14 protein-coding genes are annotated in these 15704 nt (G+C 47.5%); 1 reads left to right on the top strand and 13 read right to left on the bottom strand.

All coding sequences use genetic code 11. The features are described 5' to 3' along the window. Nucleotides 1–24 precede the first annotated feature (24 nt). The 12 genes from FZD51_RS02555 to FZD51_RS02500 all read right to left on the bottom strand — a co-directional run bounded on the left by FZD51_RS02555 (nucleotide 25) and on the right by FZD51_RS02500 (nucleotide 11890). Nucleotides 25–513, bottom strand: a complete 489-nt coding sequence (locus FZD51_RS02555) for a glycosyl-4,4'-diaponeurosporenoate acyltransferase CrtO family protein (RefSeq protein ID WP_148973339.1) — start codon at nucleotides 511–513, stop codon at nucleotides 25–27. A gap of 31 nt (nucleotides 514–544) precedes the next feature. Further along, nucleotides 545–1942 (bottom strand): aldehyde dehydrogenase family protein, encoded by a 1398-nt coding sequence (locus FZD51_RS02550; protein ID WP_148973338.1) that lies wholly within the window; start codon nucleotides 1940–1942, stop codon nucleotides 545–547. Next, nucleotides 1935–3431 carry a phytoene desaturase family protein gene (locus FZD51_RS02545; RefSeq protein ID WP_148973337.1) on the bottom strand — a complete coding sequence of 499 codons (1497 nt, stop codon included), beginning with the start codon at nucleotides 3429–3431 and terminating at the stop codon, nucleotides 1935–1937. The genes FZD51_RS02550 and FZD51_RS02545 overlap by 8 nt, the downstream gene beginning before the upstream one ends. Beyond that, on the bottom strand, nucleotides 3421–4317 hold the full coding sequence (locus FZD51_RS02540) for a phytoene/squalene synthase family protein (RefSeq protein ID WP_262380659.1): 897 nt from the start codon (nucleotides 4315–4317) through the stop codon (nucleotides 3421–3423). The genes FZD51_RS02545 and FZD51_RS02540 overlap by 11 nt, the downstream gene beginning before the upstream one ends. A gap of 168 nt (nucleotides 4318–4485) precedes the next feature. After that, a complete protein-coding gene (locus FZD51_RS02535; protein WP_262380658.1) occupies nucleotides 4486–5373 on the bottom strand; it encodes an alpha/beta hydrolase in 888 nt (295 codons plus the stop codon). A gap of 268 nt (nucleotides 5374–5641) precedes the next feature. Then, nucleotides 5642–5983 carry a DUF3147 family protein gene (locus tag FZD51_RS02530; protein ID WP_148973335.1) on the bottom strand — a complete coding sequence of 114 codons (342 nt, stop codon included), beginning with the start codon at nucleotides 5981–5983 and terminating at the stop codon, nucleotides 5642–5644. Then, on the bottom strand, nucleotides 5984–6382 hold the full coding sequence (locus FZD51_RS02525) for a MarR family winged helix-turn-helix transcriptional regulator (protein WP_148973334.1): 399 nt from the start codon (nucleotides 6380–6382) through the stop codon (nucleotides 5984–5986). It lies immediately after the preceding gene. Between the two features lie 99 nt (nucleotides 6383–6481). Then, entirely contained in the window at nucleotides 6482–7852 is a 1371-nt protein-coding gene (locus FZD51_RS02520) for an aspartate kinase (RefSeq protein ID WP_148973333.1), read from the bottom strand. Between the two features lie 627 nt (nucleotides 7853–8479). Continuing rightward, nucleotides 8480–9085, bottom strand: coding sequence for a response regulator transcription factor (locus FZD51_RS02515; protein WP_148973332.1), 606 nt, complete (start codon nucleotides 9083–9085; stop codon nucleotides 8480–8482). A gap of 15 nt (nucleotides 9086–9100) precedes the next feature. Further along, nucleotides 9101–10222 (bottom strand): sensor histidine kinase, encoded by a 1122-nt coding sequence (locus FZD51_RS02510; RefSeq protein WP_148973331.1) that lies wholly within the window; start codon nucleotides 10220–10222, stop codon nucleotides 9101–9103. Next, a complete protein-coding gene (locus FZD51_RS02505) occupies nucleotides 10223–10963 on the bottom strand; it encodes an ABC transporter permease (protein WP_148973330.1) in 741 nt (246 codons plus the stop codon). 3 nt (nucleotides 10964–10966) lie between these two features. Beyond that, on the bottom strand, nucleotides 10967–11890 hold the full coding sequence (locus tag FZD51_RS02500; protein WP_338120369.1) for an ABC transporter ATP-binding protein: 924 nt from the start codon (nucleotides 11888–11890) through the stop codon (nucleotides 10967–10969). Between the two features lie 327 nt (nucleotides 11891–12217). Here FZD51_RS02500 and yiaA point away from each other — a divergent pair, with 327 nt between their 5' ends. Further along, nucleotides 12218–12691 carry an inner membrane protein YiaA gene (yiaA, locus tag FZD51_RS02495; protein ID WP_148973329.1) on the top strand — a complete coding sequence of 158 codons (474 nt, stop codon included), beginning with the start codon at nucleotides 12218–12220 and terminating at the stop codon, nucleotides 12689–12691. A 117-nt stretch (nucleotides 12692–12808) separates the two neighbouring features. Here the strand turns inward: yiaA and FZD51_RS02490 are convergent, their stop codons facing one another. After that, entirely contained in the window at nucleotides 12809–15535 is a 2727-nt protein-coding gene (locus FZD51_RS02490; protein WP_148973328.1) for a dynamin family protein, read from the bottom strand. Nucleotides 15536–15704 lie beyond the last annotated feature (169 nt).

Below are 15704 nucleotides of genomic sequence, written 5' to 3'. Positions count from 1 at the left end.
CTCTTTTCCAAACAATATTCCGCTTCATCTTTTAGCAAGACCTGAAGCAATGCTAGTCATGCGCCCCCGATTGTAGCGTTGAACCACGATAATGGGAAGATTGAAACCAAGGGCATACAGTATCATTGCCCAGCCTGCGCCTGCCGGATTCCACAAGAAGAACAGCGGAGCAGGCAGGATGGAAAGCCAGTGCGTCAATTCAGCGCGCTTTGTTTCCGCGGCAAAGATAGTCAAGTCCCTCGGCCCGATGCCATGCAGTTCCGTCTTACTGTATCCTTTTTTGAGAAAAATCGTGCCATCTATCAGATAGCCTTTCCATTTTTTCACCCGGAATAAACGCTGCCACAGCTCACCTGACTTTTCCCAGGAGAAGATCCGAAACCAGAATGTGTCTTTTAGAAACCAGGATAAAGGCAGCTTCAGGCAAATGGCCGAGATGGATAGATGAAAGAAAGCCCATGCAAGTACATCAATGACCATGATCCAATGAAACGGGAGTGATGAAGCAATCATGATAAAACTCCTTATGATGATGAGGCTTCTATTAAAGCAGCCATTTTCTCAACTTTTTCAAAGCTTTCATATCGGTATCAGAATATGGCGGGAATTTACCTTGAAAATGGATGTAATGATGTGTTTTGTATTCTGTTTTTTCATAACTGAAAGCCAGAAAACCCGCTTTGCCGTGATAAGCTCCGTATCCGCTTGTCCCCACTCCGCCAAATGCGATATGCGGACTTGCGGCATGGTGGATGACTTGATTGACGCTGATGGTTGATGACCGCATATGTTCCTTGAACAGCTGGATGTTGTCCTTGTTCTTGCTGAAAATATATCCTGTAAGTGCATCACGCTGAATCCTGCCGCTGGATAATAATGTTCTCATGTCTGTATAAGGAATGACAGGAAGGACCGGGCCGAATATTTCTTCCTGCAGGATCGGACTTCCCGGTTCTAAATCCGTCAGCACGGTTGGGGCAATGAACCGGTCGGAGCGATCATAGGACCCTCCATGCCGGACTTCACCCTGTCCGATAAATTCAATCACCTTCTGAAAATGGGCATCGGTACAGATCCGTCCATAATCACTGCTTTCCCTGGGCTGCTCGCCATAGAAAGCAGAAACTGCTGCAGAAATTTCATTCAGCGTTTTTTCATATACGGACTGATGGACAAAAAGAGTGTCTGGTGCAATGCAGGTTTGTCCCGCATTCAGGAACTTACCCCAGACGATTTCCCTGATGGCGGCCATAGAACAACCGGACTCATCCATGATGCACGGATTTTTCCCGCCGAGTTCGAGTATCACCGGAGTGAGCTGCCTGGCTGCCTGCTCTGCCACAGCCTTCCCTGTCTGGCCGCTGCCTGTAAAGAAAATCAGGTCAAATGGGGCTGCAGTCAACTGGCTCGCGGTCTGTGCATCTCCTGTCACAACAAGCAGCTGTTCGGGAGGAAATGCATCATTGATGATCCTTTTCAGCAGTTCAGCTGTTGCCGGTGCATGTTCAGATGGCTTGATCACGCAGCGGTTCCCCGCGGCTATTGCGCCGATGGCAGGCATCAGGGAAAGCTGGAGCGGATAATTCCACGAACCGATAATGAGTACACTCCCATAGGGATGCCGCTTCCTTTTAACCGATTCTACATATCCCATTTTAAGATAGCGGGACCGGGAATTCCGGTTCCATTTTGCTATATGCTTGCATACATGATCGATCTCGTTCAATAAAACGGCAATTTCAGAGGAAAAGGCTTCGAATGCCGGTTTCCCCAAATCTGCATGAAGGGCTCTGGTAAATGCCTCTTCATGTTCCACAATCATTGCTTTCAGCTTTGAAAGCTGTTTTTTGCGCGCTTCAAGAGAGGGGCTCCCCGCCGAAAACAGATCCTCCCTCTGCCTCTCCGGCAATGATTTCAGAGAATGGCTGTCATTGTCAGGCATGAGAAGAATCCCGCTGAACAATTTTCTTGCCTACAAGCTGGCCGCTTAAGGTGACCATAGGCATACCGCCGCCCGGGTTCACGGTTCCGCCGACAAAATATAGATTGTTATAGCGTTCACTTTGTTTCGGGTGCTTGAATCCTTTATTTTTCTTGCGGTCAGATACTGTTCCATAGATGGCACCACGGTCAGAGCCATACATCCGTCTGATATCTTCCGGTGTCCATACATCCTTTGTGACAATATTTTCCCGCAGGTCGTGGAGTCCCATTCTTTCCAGTTTGATGAGGACCTTCTCAGCGAATTGTTCATAGTCCTGCTGCGTAAAAGGCTTCTGATCCCGGATATAGGGAATATGGGGGAGGACTTTTATATTTTCATGCCCTTCAGGCGCCTGCGAAGGATCTGTTTTATTGACGTTGACCAAATATATGACCGGGTCTTCCGGCAGTTCATGTTTATGGAAAATCGACTGCATTTGCTGCTTCATATTTTCGGCGAAGAAGAAATTATGATGGCGCAGCTGCGGATAGCTCTTTTTCACCCCTAAATGCATCACGAGTCCGGAACTGGCAGGCTCGAATTTTTTCTTTAATTTTTTCACGTAAGAGCTGTCTTCCTCCAATAATCTTTCATAGACCGGTATAACTTCCATATTGGAAACAAAATAATCTGCTGTCAGCATTGTCCCGTCTTCCAGAACAGCTCCTGTAATTTCGCCGTTGCTCTTTTCAAGCTTGGCGATCTGCCTGCCGAGGTGGAACTTGACACCAACTTCTTCAGCCAGCTTCACCAGGCCGCCCGCCAGATTATGCAGTCCGCCCGGTACATACCATACCCCCTGGTCATGCTGCATATAGATCATCATATTTAAAACCGCCGGTGCATCATAAGGGGAAGAACCTACGTACTTGATAAAATACGAAAGCATATCTCGGAATTGTTCATTGCTGATCCGCTTGTCGATGGCTCCATGAACAGTAGAAAATAAATCAAAGTTCCTCAAAGCTGTGAACAGACCCGTATGCTTCATGATTTCTCTCGTTGTATCAACGCCATGCTGAAAGTAGGTTTTATCTGTCAGATCATAAATCCGTTTTGAATAATCGAGCAGATTTTGATATTCCTGCATGTCCTTTTCACTCAGGGACGCGTTCTTCTCTTGCATTTCCTTCAGATCTTCATACAAATCTATGACATTTCCATCAGGAAAAAAGGAGCGCCATTGATGATCCAGCTTTTCAATCGGGACATAATCCTTCATGGATTTCCCGCTGGCAGCAAACAATTTTTCAAAAATCTGCGGCATCGTCAGGATGGACGGGCCAAGATCAAATCCAAAGCCATCCTGATCGAGCCGGTTCAGCTTCCCTCCGATATGGTCATTTTTCTCATATAAGGAGACATCGTATCCGGCCTGGGCAAGTGAAATGGCAGCCGACAGCCCTCCGAGCCCGCCTCCGATGACTAGTACGGTTTTATTTTTCAACTGTTAATGCATCTCCTTCCCGCAAATCAAAGACTCTTTTCACTGCAGCATTGATTTGGGCCATTTTCTCTTTTGTGACATAATTCCGTTTGGTGAGACATTGATATCCATTATTCCGTACAGCGTCAAGTATGCCCCTGTATACGTGAGCAGACAAATAGACCGGTATCCGGCTATCCTCATCCAGCAGCTCTATATTGAGCAAGAACTCGTTATATAATGATTCAGCACGTGCAGCAAGCTTCTCCCATAAGCTGATGAAATTTTCATTGATGATGCCTTTATGTAAATCTTCCTGTGAATATTGAAAATGGCTTAATTCTTCTCCGGGCAGATAGATGCGGTTTTTTTCATGATAATCTTCGCCAATATCACGCAGGATATTGGTTATCTGCATGGCTACGCCAAGGTTTACCACGGTTGAATGCAAATCCGCCGAAGGTTTTGAAGCGATGACAGGCAAAAGCATTAAACCAACAGACCCCGCTACATAGTAGCTGTATCTTTCCAGTTCATTCATTGTGTTCGGGGCGGTAAAAGATAAATCCATGGACTGCCCGGCCAGCTGGTCATAAAATGGGCCGATATCCATTTCGTATGTATTGAACACTTGTCTGAGCGCGCGCCATAGCGGCTTATCCAATTCAGCATGATCATTAAACAGATCAAGTTCTTTCTTTAGCTGCCTCAGCAGCTGAACCTTTTTCTTAAATGAATGTTTTCCATCTGCACACTCATCTGCGGTCCGGCAAAAAGCATAGATGGCATAAACAGCATTCGCTTTTTCACGCGGGAGCTGTGAAAAAGCATAGTAAAAGCTTTTGGAATGTTTTTTTATGATTCTTTCACAATAATCAAAGTCCGCTTGCCTTTGCTCTGTTTCCATATTCATCTCCTTTGGATCTCTATTAACAGATCATTGAAATATGACAGTCCATCAATTGGCTTTTTATCTGCTGCCGCGGAGGTCTGCAGCCTTAAAAGTATTTTATACCCTTGTTTCCACCTGCAAAAACTTGAATGTGCTGAAAAGACACATTATACAAGTGGTGCCTCAATTTCCATACGATTCAGCTGCAGCTTTGATTGCAGATGCAATCATCCTCCAGGCCTCTTCGGCACTTTCTTTTGGGCCATTATGGGTGAAAGCATGCTTACAGTCCCTGAACAGCTCCTCTTGGACGTTCACCCCGGCTGCTTTCAATTTCTCAGCATAATATTCGGCTTCCGGCCTGAATGCATCGTATTCCGCTATCAGGATAAGAGCGGAAGCTAACCGTCCGCTCACTTCTGCACGGACAGGGGAAGCGTGGGGATGCTCCGCCTGCTCTTTGCCAGGTACATAGCACATATTTAAAAAATGGGCCGCTTGCGGATATCGGGCGCGCCACTTGTCCGGTTCCGGCTTATCAGCATGCGGGGTGGCAAAATCCAGCATCGGGCAGGACAGCACCTGGAGCAGCGGCTGACTGTCCCCTTTCTCTTCCAGATAGAGACAGAGCGCTGCTGCTATATTTGCCCCTGAGCTTTGTCCGCCAACCATGATTTTCTCCTCATCGATATTTAACTCACCGGCGTTTCTTTTTAACCATTGAATCACTTCATAGCCCTGTTCAATCGGTTTTGGAAAAGGGTACTCCGGTGCTTTTGCATAATCAACATTTATAACAACACATTTTGCCTGATTGGCCAGGTAGCGGCAATAAGGATCATCCATCTCTTTCTCATTCATGATGAACGCTCCCCCATGGAAATTGATATAGACAGGAAAGTTTTTCTGTTCTGCTTCCAGCGGATAATATAAGGAAATCCCGGCATGCTGAACAGAAGTTTCAACTGTCACATCTTTTTTCATTTTTACAGGCTGCCTGGTAATCAAAGGGTTCTTTTTTGCTTGATTAGGAAGGAGGCGCAGCATTTTTGCAACCATAAGAGTGAACATAAAAGTAACCTCACTTTTTATCATTTTAGCTGGAATGAAACGCATTTATACCTGATCGCCTCAGCAGTGGAAGTGATTTTATTTCCACCGGTTTCTCTGAATTTCAGTTTTCATTTTTCTCCATTCCCGTTTTCGCTTCCGGGTAATAGTCATGCTGCGAAACATTTTCAAGCTTGTGTTTACTTTTCTATAAAACTATTCCACAAAAAGAAGCGTAACCCTGCTTTGGAGTTACGCCTGTTACTTGTATGATGGACGGGATTCCTTTTCATCTAATAAATGATTGCATGAAATAATTTTGAATCAGCAGGAAAATCCCCCATGATGCGATTCCCATTATAATTGCCAAAGGCAGCTGGATTGCATGTTTGAAGGCGGTGTAAATGACAAGCAGCATAATGATCGTGGCGGGGAGTCCGGACAGAACGCCCAGGGTGAAACGGGTGACATTCTGTGCAGGTTCCCCCTGGACAGACAGCCAGATGATGCTCAGCAGACTGACCAGCGGCAAGGCGGCAATCATGCCTCCATATACCGGGAATCTCCTTGCCAATTCCGTTATGATGCCAATGATTGCTGCAGAGCTTAATATTTTGATGAGCATATACATTTATTTGGATGCCTCACTCAGCAGCTTAAAGGCTTTGAAAATCTGCTGCCTTTCTTCCGCAGACAATTTTTCGAGTGCCGCCTTCAGCTTTTCTCCGTCCAGTTCTGTATTCTTTTTGAGAACCGCTATTCCTGATTCAGTGAGGTGCAAATATACCTTTCGCTGATCCCCTTCATCCCTCTCTTTATAAAGCCATCCGCCCGCTGTCAGTTTTTTCACATGCTCTGAAGCTGTGTTATGCGAAATAGACAGCAGTGAAGCAATATCGCGGATCATGACGATTTCTTTTTTATCTACCATTTGCAATATCCGTACGCTTTGGTGAGAAATAGGCTCATGCTGTTCAGGGTGAAGATGGAAATAAATATCGGTAAAGTATTCATTGATTTGATTGATCATCTTATCCCTCCGCTTTTAATCGTTATTTACGATTATATCGTATATAACGATATAATTACATAAAAAAATACCTGACTGCCATGCAATCAGGTTCTTATATTATCTTACAGCTGTCCGGGCCGGTTCAAAAAACTCTTCATAAAGCGCTTTGACTGCCCTTTTTTCATCATTTTCTTTCACCCCGAACATCATGCTCACTTCGGATGAGCCCTGGTTGATCATCTCTATATTTACCTTCGCTGCTGCCAGCGCCTTTGAAGCCCTGGCCATCGTGCCTACATTATGCCTCATCCCTTCGCCGACAACCATAATGAGGGCAAGATCATGTTCAATGATCACCTCGTCTGCCTCCAGCTCTTCTTTGATCCTTGCCGCTATTTGTTCCTCGGCAGCTTGATCAAATTGATGCTGCCTGAGAATAATGGACAGGTCATCGATCCCCGAAGGAGTGTGTTCATAGGATAATCCGAAATCCTCAAGAATCTGCAGGATCCTGCGGCCAAAGCCGATTTCCCGGTTCATCAGATATTTGCTCACATAGATGCTGCAGAATCCTTTATCACTGGCAATTCCGATGACCGGCCCGTTTGTATTGTCCCTCTCGCCAACAATCCTGGTGCCTGGCGCCTCAGGATTATTCGTGTTTTTCACATTCACGGTAATGCCGGCCTTGTAGGCAGGTATCAGCGCTTCATCATGGAATACAGAAAATCCTGCGTATGACAGCTCCCGCATCTCCCTGTATGTGAGTTCCCTGATTTCCTTCGGCGATCTTACTGTATGGGGATTCACCGAATAGACAGCATCCACATCGGTGAAGTTTTCATAAAGCTCCGCTTCAATGCCATTTGCCAATATGGATCCGGTGATATCCGAACCGCTCCTTGAAAAAGTAAGCACATCGCCCTGTTTGCTGTAGCCGAAAAAGCCGGGAAAAATAATGATGCCTTTGCGGTCCCGCAATGACTTTAAATGGAAGTAGGCTTCAGGAAGAGCTCTTGCATTGCCAGGTTCATCTGTCACATAAAGCCCAGCCTCCCCCGGATTTACATATGATGCCTCAACTCCCCTGGAGGTGAAATATTCCGCTATCAATCTCGCATTCAAATCCTCGCCGCATGCCTTTACTTTTTCAAGAAAATATTCCGGCCGCTCTTTGCCTGTGGCCATTGTATCGAGGAGGCGGCCCCTTACTTCTTCTTCTGCCTCTGCCCCAAGGCCCAGCTCAGCTGCTATCCGGCTGTACCGTTCAACGATCTTTTCCAGCTTCGGAGGCACCCCCTCTTTTTCAAGGGCATATATCCCGCAGTCAATCAGCATGTCTGTCACTTTCTCGTCCTCCGGGAATCGCTTGCCCGGAGCTGATACAACAATGATCTTGCGGCTCTCATCGGCTGCTGCAATCTCAAAGACCTTTTCGACTGCACGGCCGGAAGCAAGAGAAGAACCGCCAAACTTTACAACCTTCATTTTCACATCTCCCATAGCTGCAGTTTCCCTGCTAAAATTTAACTCTTATTATCACGCTTTAAAGCAGAAAAATCAATAGTTTTTCCTTCCAGAAAGCACAAATGTTTTTTACCGGCGTACAAAAAGGCTGATTAGTATTTGGGTTTGAAGTGAATGCAGGTATGTATTGCGCGGATTCCGATGGCGGGATACACGACTTCCTCTTTTTCACACCACTCATGTACTTCAGGACAATCACGAGATATACGACTCCCTCCTTTCCAAAGCACTCATGTACTCCAAAACTCTCCCGAGATACACGACTCCCTCTTTTCCGAAGCACTCGTGTACTCCAAAACAATTCCGGCATACATGACTTCCTTTTTTTCACACCACTCATGTACTTCAGGACGATCCCGGGATACATGACTTCCTCTTCTCGACACTACTCATGTACTCCAAAACTCTCCCGAGATACATGACTTCCTCTTCTTCCCCCCACTCATGTACTCCAAACCCCGATCCCGCCATACATAACTTGCCCTTCCCTCCGCCAGTCATGTACTTATTGGCGCCCGAGCAGGCGCCTGCCCGACAAAAAAAGCCCCGGCAAAAAGCCAGAGCCTGATTCCCACTTATTCTCTTTCGCTATTTAATCCAGCCCTTCGCCTTTGCCTGGTTGACGGCTTCAATCCGGTTGGCGGCACCTAGCTTGCCGATGATTTCGGACATATAATTTCGGACTGTGCCGTGCGACAGGTACAGCTGTGACGCGATTTGGGCCATTGTATGCCCTGCGGCAGCGGATTCAAGTATCTCGGTTTCCCTTGGTGTGAGCGGGCTTTTTTCCTCCCACATGGCAAGGGAAAGCTCCGGTGAAATCATTCTGTTCCCGGCATGCACCCGGCGGACTGCTTCCGCCAGATCCCTGCTTGGGGTATCCTTCAGCAGATAGCCGCCCACCCCTGCCGCGATCGCCCGCTGAAAATAGCCTGGCCTTGCAAAAGTGGTCAGAATGATCACTTTGCAGGAAGATCCGGCTTCCTTCAGCGCCTCTGCCACCTCCAGCCCGGTCATTAAAGGCATTTCAATATCGACGATTAATACATCCGGCTGGTGCTTTTCGACGAGCTCCAGGGTTTGCCTGCCATTTTCCCCCTGCGCAGCCACTTCAATATCATCCTCCAGCTCAAGCAGAGAGGCGAGTGCGCCAAGCAGAAGACGCTGGTCCTCACCCAGTACAATCCTGATCATTTGCCATCTCCCCCTTTAAAATCCTTCCCTGATGACCAGTGGTATGCTCATCCTAATATCCGTTCCTTTTCCTGGTGCTGAACGGACCTGGAGGCTCCCCTCTACAAGCTGGAGCCTTTCCTTCATCCCTGCAAGGCCATTTCCCGAATGTTTGGCGATCACCGATAAATCAAACCCGATCCCATTGTCCCTTACAGAAAGGTGAATTTTATCATCTGTTTCGGCAGCTGACAGAGTGCATCTGGCTGCCCTGCTGTATTTGACCATATTGGTGATGGACTCGCGTAAGCACATGGCCAGGATCCTTTCCTGGAGCGGAGTCAGACCGGATGGCACAGGCGTTTTTTCACAGATGAATTCAATGCCGGCCGCGGCGCAAAGCGTCTGGGCATGCCCGATTTCCTCTTCAAGCCGGACAAGATTCATATCTGAAACAAGATCACGCATCTCCTTCAAGGCCGTCCGCGCCGTGAGCTGAATGTCCATTGCTTCCTTCTCCGTCCTGATTGCGTCCTTGGAGGCCAGCCTGGCTGTCAGCTCGCTTTTCAGTGCGATCAGGGAAAGGGTGTGGCCGAGTGTGTCGTGAAGCTCCCTTGCAATCCTTTGCCTTTCCTCCTGCTGTGCCAGGCGCTCGATCTGCATATTGGCCACCTGCAGCTGCTCTGACATATCCTTATATTTCGCAGAAGCTTTAACAACGAAAGGAAGGATCGTCCCCCCGAATAATGGCGGACTGATGCCGGAGAGCATGAGGGGTTCAAGATAAAGGCCCGACTGGACCAGGACAGCTGCACTGGCTGCACCAAAGCAAGCACACATGATATAGATCGTTTTTAGCGGCAGCCTTACCAGATGATTGAGCACCAGAAAGATCAGATACAGATACAGAGGATTATAAAAAAAGCTGAATAACAGCGTCATACCGACCATCAAAGCAATGATGAGAGTTTCAAATTTTCTGGACCAGTACAGATGCCTGTAAAAAAAGAGGTAGGCCAGCAGCAGGAAAAAGCCCGCTTCCCTCTTAAGCGGGGCTTCTCCGAGCATAAAATATACAGGCAGTGCAAAGTTGGCCAGATAGATATACGGAGGCCAGCCTTCCGAGGCAGGAAATAATCTTTTCCAGTAAGGATTCACTTATACCGCATCCCGTTTCTTTAGAATATAGCTTGATAGTATCATAAATAAAACCGTGCAGGCGCCAAGATAGAAAATATTTTCCAATGAGATGAGATTGCCTGAAAGCACTTCCCATGCCCCATTTGCATAATGGTAGGATGGCAGCCATTTGCCGATGCTCTGCAGCCACACCGGCAGTGCCTCCAATGGCATCCACAGCCCGCCGGCGATCGCCAGCCCCATCAAGAGGACATTGGAAATCGCAATGGCGGCATCTGCATTCTTCATTGTTCCGACAAGGGCGCCCAGCGCCAGGAACGGAAGACTTCCGAACAGCAGCCAGATCGTGCAGGCTGCCCACTGCAGGGGAGTAAGATGAAGGTCATAAACAACAGCTGCCAGCGGGAAAAGCAGCAGGATGATCAGCAGATGGATAAGCATCTGCGAGGCAACTTTTGCGCTGATCCAGGTGAAGTGGGACAAAGGTGTAAGCTGAAGCTGGCGGATCCACCCTTCCTTCCTTTCAAAAGCAAGGCGGATGCCAAACTGGGAAGTCGCCGTCCCTATCAGTGAAAAAGCGGTCATGGACATAAGCGAGTATGCCCCCCATGAAGTGCCCGCTATTTCCTTATCCGCGCCATTCAAGCTGGCGAACAGAAAGTAAAACACAAATGGCATCAAAAGGGAAAACAGCAGGAAAAATGGGCTTCTGATGATCCGGAGGCTCTCTGCCTTCCATTGGGAAATAAACATGTTCATATTTTACGCACCTTCCTTATTTTCTGAATGCTGATCCTGTATGTCTGTCAGCTGCCTGAAAGCAGCTTCGAGGCTGCCGGAGGATACCTGGACATCCCTGATTTCCCAGCCTGATGAAATGATGTTTCGCAATAATTCATCTGTTTCCTTTGCATAAAGAGAATAAGCATTCCCGCTTTTCTCCGCCCTCTCGACGCCCGGCAGCCCATTCAGGAGATTCAGATCCAGCTCCTGGGAAGTACGGAACGAAACAGTCCTGGATGATACCCTTGCCTTCAATGCCTGCGGAGTCCCGGAAGCGACGAGCTTTCCTTCTGCCATCACACAGATCTGGTCAGAAACAGCATCCGCCTCCTCCAGGTAGTGAGTGGTCAGGAGAATGGTCTTCCCATCATTCGCAAGAGCGCTGATCACTTCCCAAAAGCGGAATCTCGATTCCACATCCATCCCGACAGTCGGTTCATCCAGAATAATAAGGCTCGGATTTCCGGCAAGTGCCTGTGCGAATGCAAGCCTTCTCCGCTGGCCCCCTGAAAGCGCAGTGGCCTTCCTTTTTTCTTCCTTATGCAGCCCCGAAAGATCCAGCAGCCTTTCATACGATAAGGGATTTTTATAATAGCTGCGGAAAAGCTGGAGGATTTCGCCTGTACGCAAGCCGTCTGCAGGCTTTGTTTCCTGGAGCAGGGCCCCCGTCATTTCCCGAAGCTCCTTGCTCTTCGGCTCCCGCCCGAATATTTCAATTTTGCCTGAGGAAGGCCTGAGCATATTCAGCATCAGCCCCACTGCCGTAGTCTTGCCGGCTCCATTCGGACCCAGGAGTGCCGTAACCTCCCCCGCATTGACCTTCAAGTTTAATCCATCAAGCGCCCTGAAGGACCCAAAAGCCTTCACCACATTTTCAAAAACAACTGCCTGTTGCATACTCATCAGCTCCGTCTCCTTTAATTAACTTCATTGTAAAACTTTCCAGCCATGCTCATTAGTACCTGTTGTCATCAAAATCATATGACAAATGTCATTTGGTACCAGGTACGCGAAAAAGACACTTTGGCCCATTCTGTCCACGGATGATGCCTGGCACCCTAAAAAGACACTTTCGCCCTATTTGTCCACGAAAGGTACCTGGCACGCTGGAATCTGCGCAAATTTTTCTATTAATTTCAAAAATTTTCTATATAATAGATGTTGGAAGTAGAGTGCTGCAGACATTTGCGGTGCTTTAATTTAATTTGACTGGCTGGAGGCGATTTGGGAATGGCTTATGAAGATGATGTTTTATTAGATAAAGGAACTAATAATGCTCCGAAAAAGAAGGAAGAACGGAAAGAAGGGGAACCGACTGCCGCTTTTAAAGGAGCTTCCTGGGTTGCTTTAATGGTCGGGGCTGGGGCCTATCTGATCGGGCTATTCAATGCTGACACCATGCAGCTGAACGAGAAAGGATATTATTTTGCTGTCCTGATTTTCGGGCTCTACTCTGCGGTCTCTTTGCAAAAGGCGGTACGGGACAAGGAAGAGGGAATACCGGTTACAGGCATCTATTATGGATTGAGCTGGTTCGCACTTATTGTGGCCGTACTGTTGATGGCGATCGGCTTGTACAATGCAGGAAGCATCATCCTGAGCGAAAAAGGATTTTATGCGATGTCATTCGTGCTCAGCGTCTTTGCCGCTGTTACAGTCCAGAAGAATATCCGGGATACCCAGCAGGCCAAAGACAGAGATTGAAGCAGCAAAGCACATTGCTTTGAAACAGATCATGACATGAACCATGCTGAAAAAAATGCAAAAAGACTGGCCGGAATAATCCTGGCCAGTCTTTTATCTAATGAAGTACAAACTCCCCTACGCACGAACCATCCGCTCATACTGCAGCTTCCTAAGCTCAAACAAAGTGATCGGATCGCGGTAAGCCTCCGGATTTTCCTTCATTTTGCTGAGAGCCACCCCGTTCGCTTCAATGATGTTCAGGGTTTCCTCAACTGTCATATTGAGCACACTGAATGGATTGCGGAAGAAAATTTTAATATCCCTCTCCAGTGCTTTTTCGAACAGTTCAAACTGCTGCATGAACTTGCTGACGATCGCGTTGACGCTTTCGCTGTAATCCTCATTTTCGAGGAATTGTTTATATCGATTGTAAAGCATGCCTTTGTTCTGCGGGATTGAGCCAAACAGCTTTCCGGCGCTCTTCAGCAGGAATTGCGAAGGAGTGAAGCGCAATAGGATGTTCACCTTCTCCATCCTTACCCCGCTTGTCATCCTGTCGGCATCCCTCCGCCAGTCATCCAGCACTTTGAAGTCGCACTCCAGCCGGATTTTTTCTTCTCCATATAATTCATTGAACCCTTCGCCCATTTCATACAGGTAAGCCTGGCTGTGATTGAACTCTTCAGTCGTGAGGGCAATCCACTTCTGGATGCTGCCGTAGAATTCAGGCAGGACAGAATTCTCCAGATACTGCTCGACACGCTCGTTCATTGCATCGTTCAGCTCCAGATGGATTTTCCGGAAGTCGCTGTCTTCTGTGACCAGCTCGGAAGTGCCCCGCAGGATCCCGGGAATTTCCTCCTCAAGCTTCTTCCTCATCCTGTCTTTTATAGATTGATAGGATTTTGTGATCGTCCTTGTCTTTTCTTCTTCAATATCGCTGAGCTGATTGATGGCGCCATTCAGCTTCGTGACCATCTCTTCGTTCCAGCGGATATCCTCCTGCAGCGAGTTCTCCACCTCTACCCGCTTATCGAGCAGATAGCTTAAGGCGCGCTGGATATAGATGAGCATACTTTGTGTCCGGAGCTCATACCAGTCGCGGCTCAGGCTGTCATCGAAAAATCCGGCCAAATCTGCCAGCTGCTCCCTGCTTCCATAATGGGATGAAAAGGCAAACACTTTTCCTTGCGGGAAATAAGACTGGATTTGTGCGGATATCTCGTCGACCAGCCTCTCTGCCTCACGCTGATCATGAATGGCATCCACCTTGTTCAGCAGGAAGTGCACCTTTTTGAAAGGAGCAGATTCACGAATTCTTTCCAGCACCAGAAGGTCCTCCTCTACAAGGCCTTCTGCTGCATTAATGACATATAAAATGCTGTCTGCAAGCGGGAGATAATGAACAAGCTCTCCACTTGCCCTGCCGCTCCCTTTGACTCCCGGGGTGTCAATGAGCGCAATCCTGTTTTCCTGCAGGAATGGAACCGGTACCCGGCAGTTGAAAGCAACCTTTTCTCCTTCAAGACCGGCTGCAGCTTCATTTTCCTGATATTGCGGAAGATCTTTCATCATAATCAGCCTGCTGTCGGTAACTTCACTGAAAGCAGCGTCTTCGCCAGCCTTGAACATACTGATGGAAGATGTGTCCTCTCCAAGAACCGGCTTGCCCAGCACATAATTGATGAATGCGGACTTCCCGCTTCCTGGCCTGCCGGCAACAAGGACATGGCTGTTATCTAGATCAAGGAGCTCTTCGACGATCCATTCCAGCCTCTGTCCAAGCGGGAGATCATTTTTGAGAGCCCATTTCTTAATATCCATAAACAATTTGCAGCTGTCTTCCAGCCCTCCATTATAAAGGCTTGAGCGTTCAATCAGATTTTCTGCATCCGCTACAGCGTCAGAGTCTATTCCGGCAAATAGCTTATTCCAGGCAAGCAATGCAGCGGAAGCGTGCACCGCGTTGGCGGAATCTGTGATCCGCACCCAGTTCACAAGCAGCTCAGGAACGAGCGGAGTCAATTCCTTCACATAATAATTGCCTGTGATAAGCTGAAGGTAGGTCTCCCTGTACATAGCGGAAAGTTCATGCCATGCATAAGATCGGTCCGCTTCAAGCTCCAGCATCATCCCGTTAAAATCCTTAAGCCATTGATGGCTGCTGCTCTGATTCTGATAATGCTGCCAAAGGGAAACAGACAGCTTTTCAAATCTTGATTCATCTTTATAAAGGACCGTTTTCAGCGCGTCAAGGAAATAAACAGGCTCAAGCTTCCTTGCCGCCCCTTGATCAATATAGCCATTCAGGACCTCAAACCATTTGAGCGAGCTTGTGCGGACTCCTTCATTGACAGCGAGTTCAATGGCATTGCCCCAATCCTGGTGTTTTTCGAAAAAGGCTCTTGCCAGCTCAGTTACATCCGGATAATCCGGATTGAGGAGGACAGCTTCTTTGATTGTCTGCACGGCCTTGTCAAGCTTGCCCTGATGGACATATAAGGAAAACAGCTGGAGCAGGACCTCAGTCTGGAGCACAAGTGACTCTGTCCTGATGGCCTTGTAGATTTCCTCGGCTGTTGCATGCAGCTCCAGTTCCATATAGGCGTCAGCGGTATTTTTCTTGGCCCACTCCCCCAATTCGTTATGTATGTTTTCCCATTTAAAGATGGCTGCTTCATAGTCTTTATGGTGGAAGTAGATTTCACCCTGTGCGAACCTGATGACTGAAAGCTCCGGTATTTCTTTTTTCTGCTCCAGGAAATATGCCTCGCCGAGCACCTGTGCAGGCTGCTCCCCGCTATTGACTTCCATAAACATTTCGTAATATGATTTATCGATTAATTGTTGTTCTATCGTCATTGTTATCCCCTTATGTAAATAGATTGACCTACTATATGCTAAAGAGATTCCTATTATTCTGCGCTCTCTATCCTTGTATTCTAGCAAAGAATGGAATGCAACAAATTTCATTTTACTTTCATTTTTGATACAGAAATGTTTCCTTCTGTAATAATTCTAACAGCAACCT

It is taken from the genome of Bacillus infantis (assembly GCF_008180445.1).
In the GTDB taxonomy this organism is placed as follows: Bacteria; Bacillota; Bacilli; order Bacillales; family Cytobacillaceae; genus Bacillus_AB; species Bacillus_AB infantis_B.
The sequence above is the reverse complement of the archived record's forward strand: the minus strand, read 5'-3'. Positions and strand labels throughout refer to the sequence as shown.

Excerpts from the sequence above, each read along its gene's own strand:
- FZD51_RS02535 (WP_262380658.1), bottom strand. The coding sequence starts at position 5,373 with ATGTTCACTCTTATGGTTGCAAAAATGCTGCGCCTCCTTCCTAATCAA.
- FZD51_RS02500 (WP_338120369.1), bottom strand. The coding sequence starts at position 11,890 with ATGAGTATGCAACAGGCAGTTGTTTTTGAAAATGTGGTGAAGGCTTTT.
- FZD51_RS02555 (WP_148973339.1), bottom strand. The coding sequence starts at position 513 with ATGATTGCTTCATCACTCCCGTTTCATTGGATCATGGTCATTGATGTA.
- FZD51_RS02505 (WP_148973330.1), bottom strand. The coding sequence starts at position 10,963 with ATGAACATGTTTATTTCCCAATGGAAGGCAGAGAGCCTCCGGATCATC.
- FZD51_RS02515 (WP_148973332.1), bottom strand. The coding sequence starts at position 9,085 with ATGATCAGGATTGTACTGGGTGAGGACCAGCGTCTTCTGCTTGGCGCA.
- FZD51_RS02540 (WP_262380659.1), bottom strand. The coding sequence starts at position 4,317 with ATGGAAACAGAGCAAAGGCAAGCGGACTTTGATTATTGTGAAAGAATC.
- yiaA (WP_148973329.1), top strand. The coding sequence starts at position 12,218 with ATGGCTTATGAAGATGATGTTTTATTAGATAAAGGAACTAATAATGCT.
- FZD51_RS02520 (WP_148973333.1), bottom strand. The coding sequence starts at position 7,852 with ATGAAGGTTGTAAAGTTTGGCGGTTCTTCTCTTGCTTCCGGCCGTGCA.
- FZD51_RS02490 (WP_148973328.1), bottom strand. The coding sequence starts at position 15,535 with ATGACGATAGAACAACAATTAATCGATAAATCATATTACGAAATGTTT.
- FZD51_RS02550 (WP_148973338.1), bottom strand. The coding sequence starts at position 1,942 with ATGCCTGACAATGACAGCCATTCTCTGAAATCATTGCCGGAGAGGCAG.
- FZD51_RS02530 (WP_148973335.1), bottom strand. The coding sequence starts at position 5,983 with ATGTATATGCTCATCAAAATATTAAGCTCTGCAGCAATCATTGGCATC.
- FZD51_RS02525 (WP_148973334.1), bottom strand. The coding sequence starts at position 6,382 with ATGATCAATCAAATCAATGAATACTTTACCGATATTTATTTCCATCTT.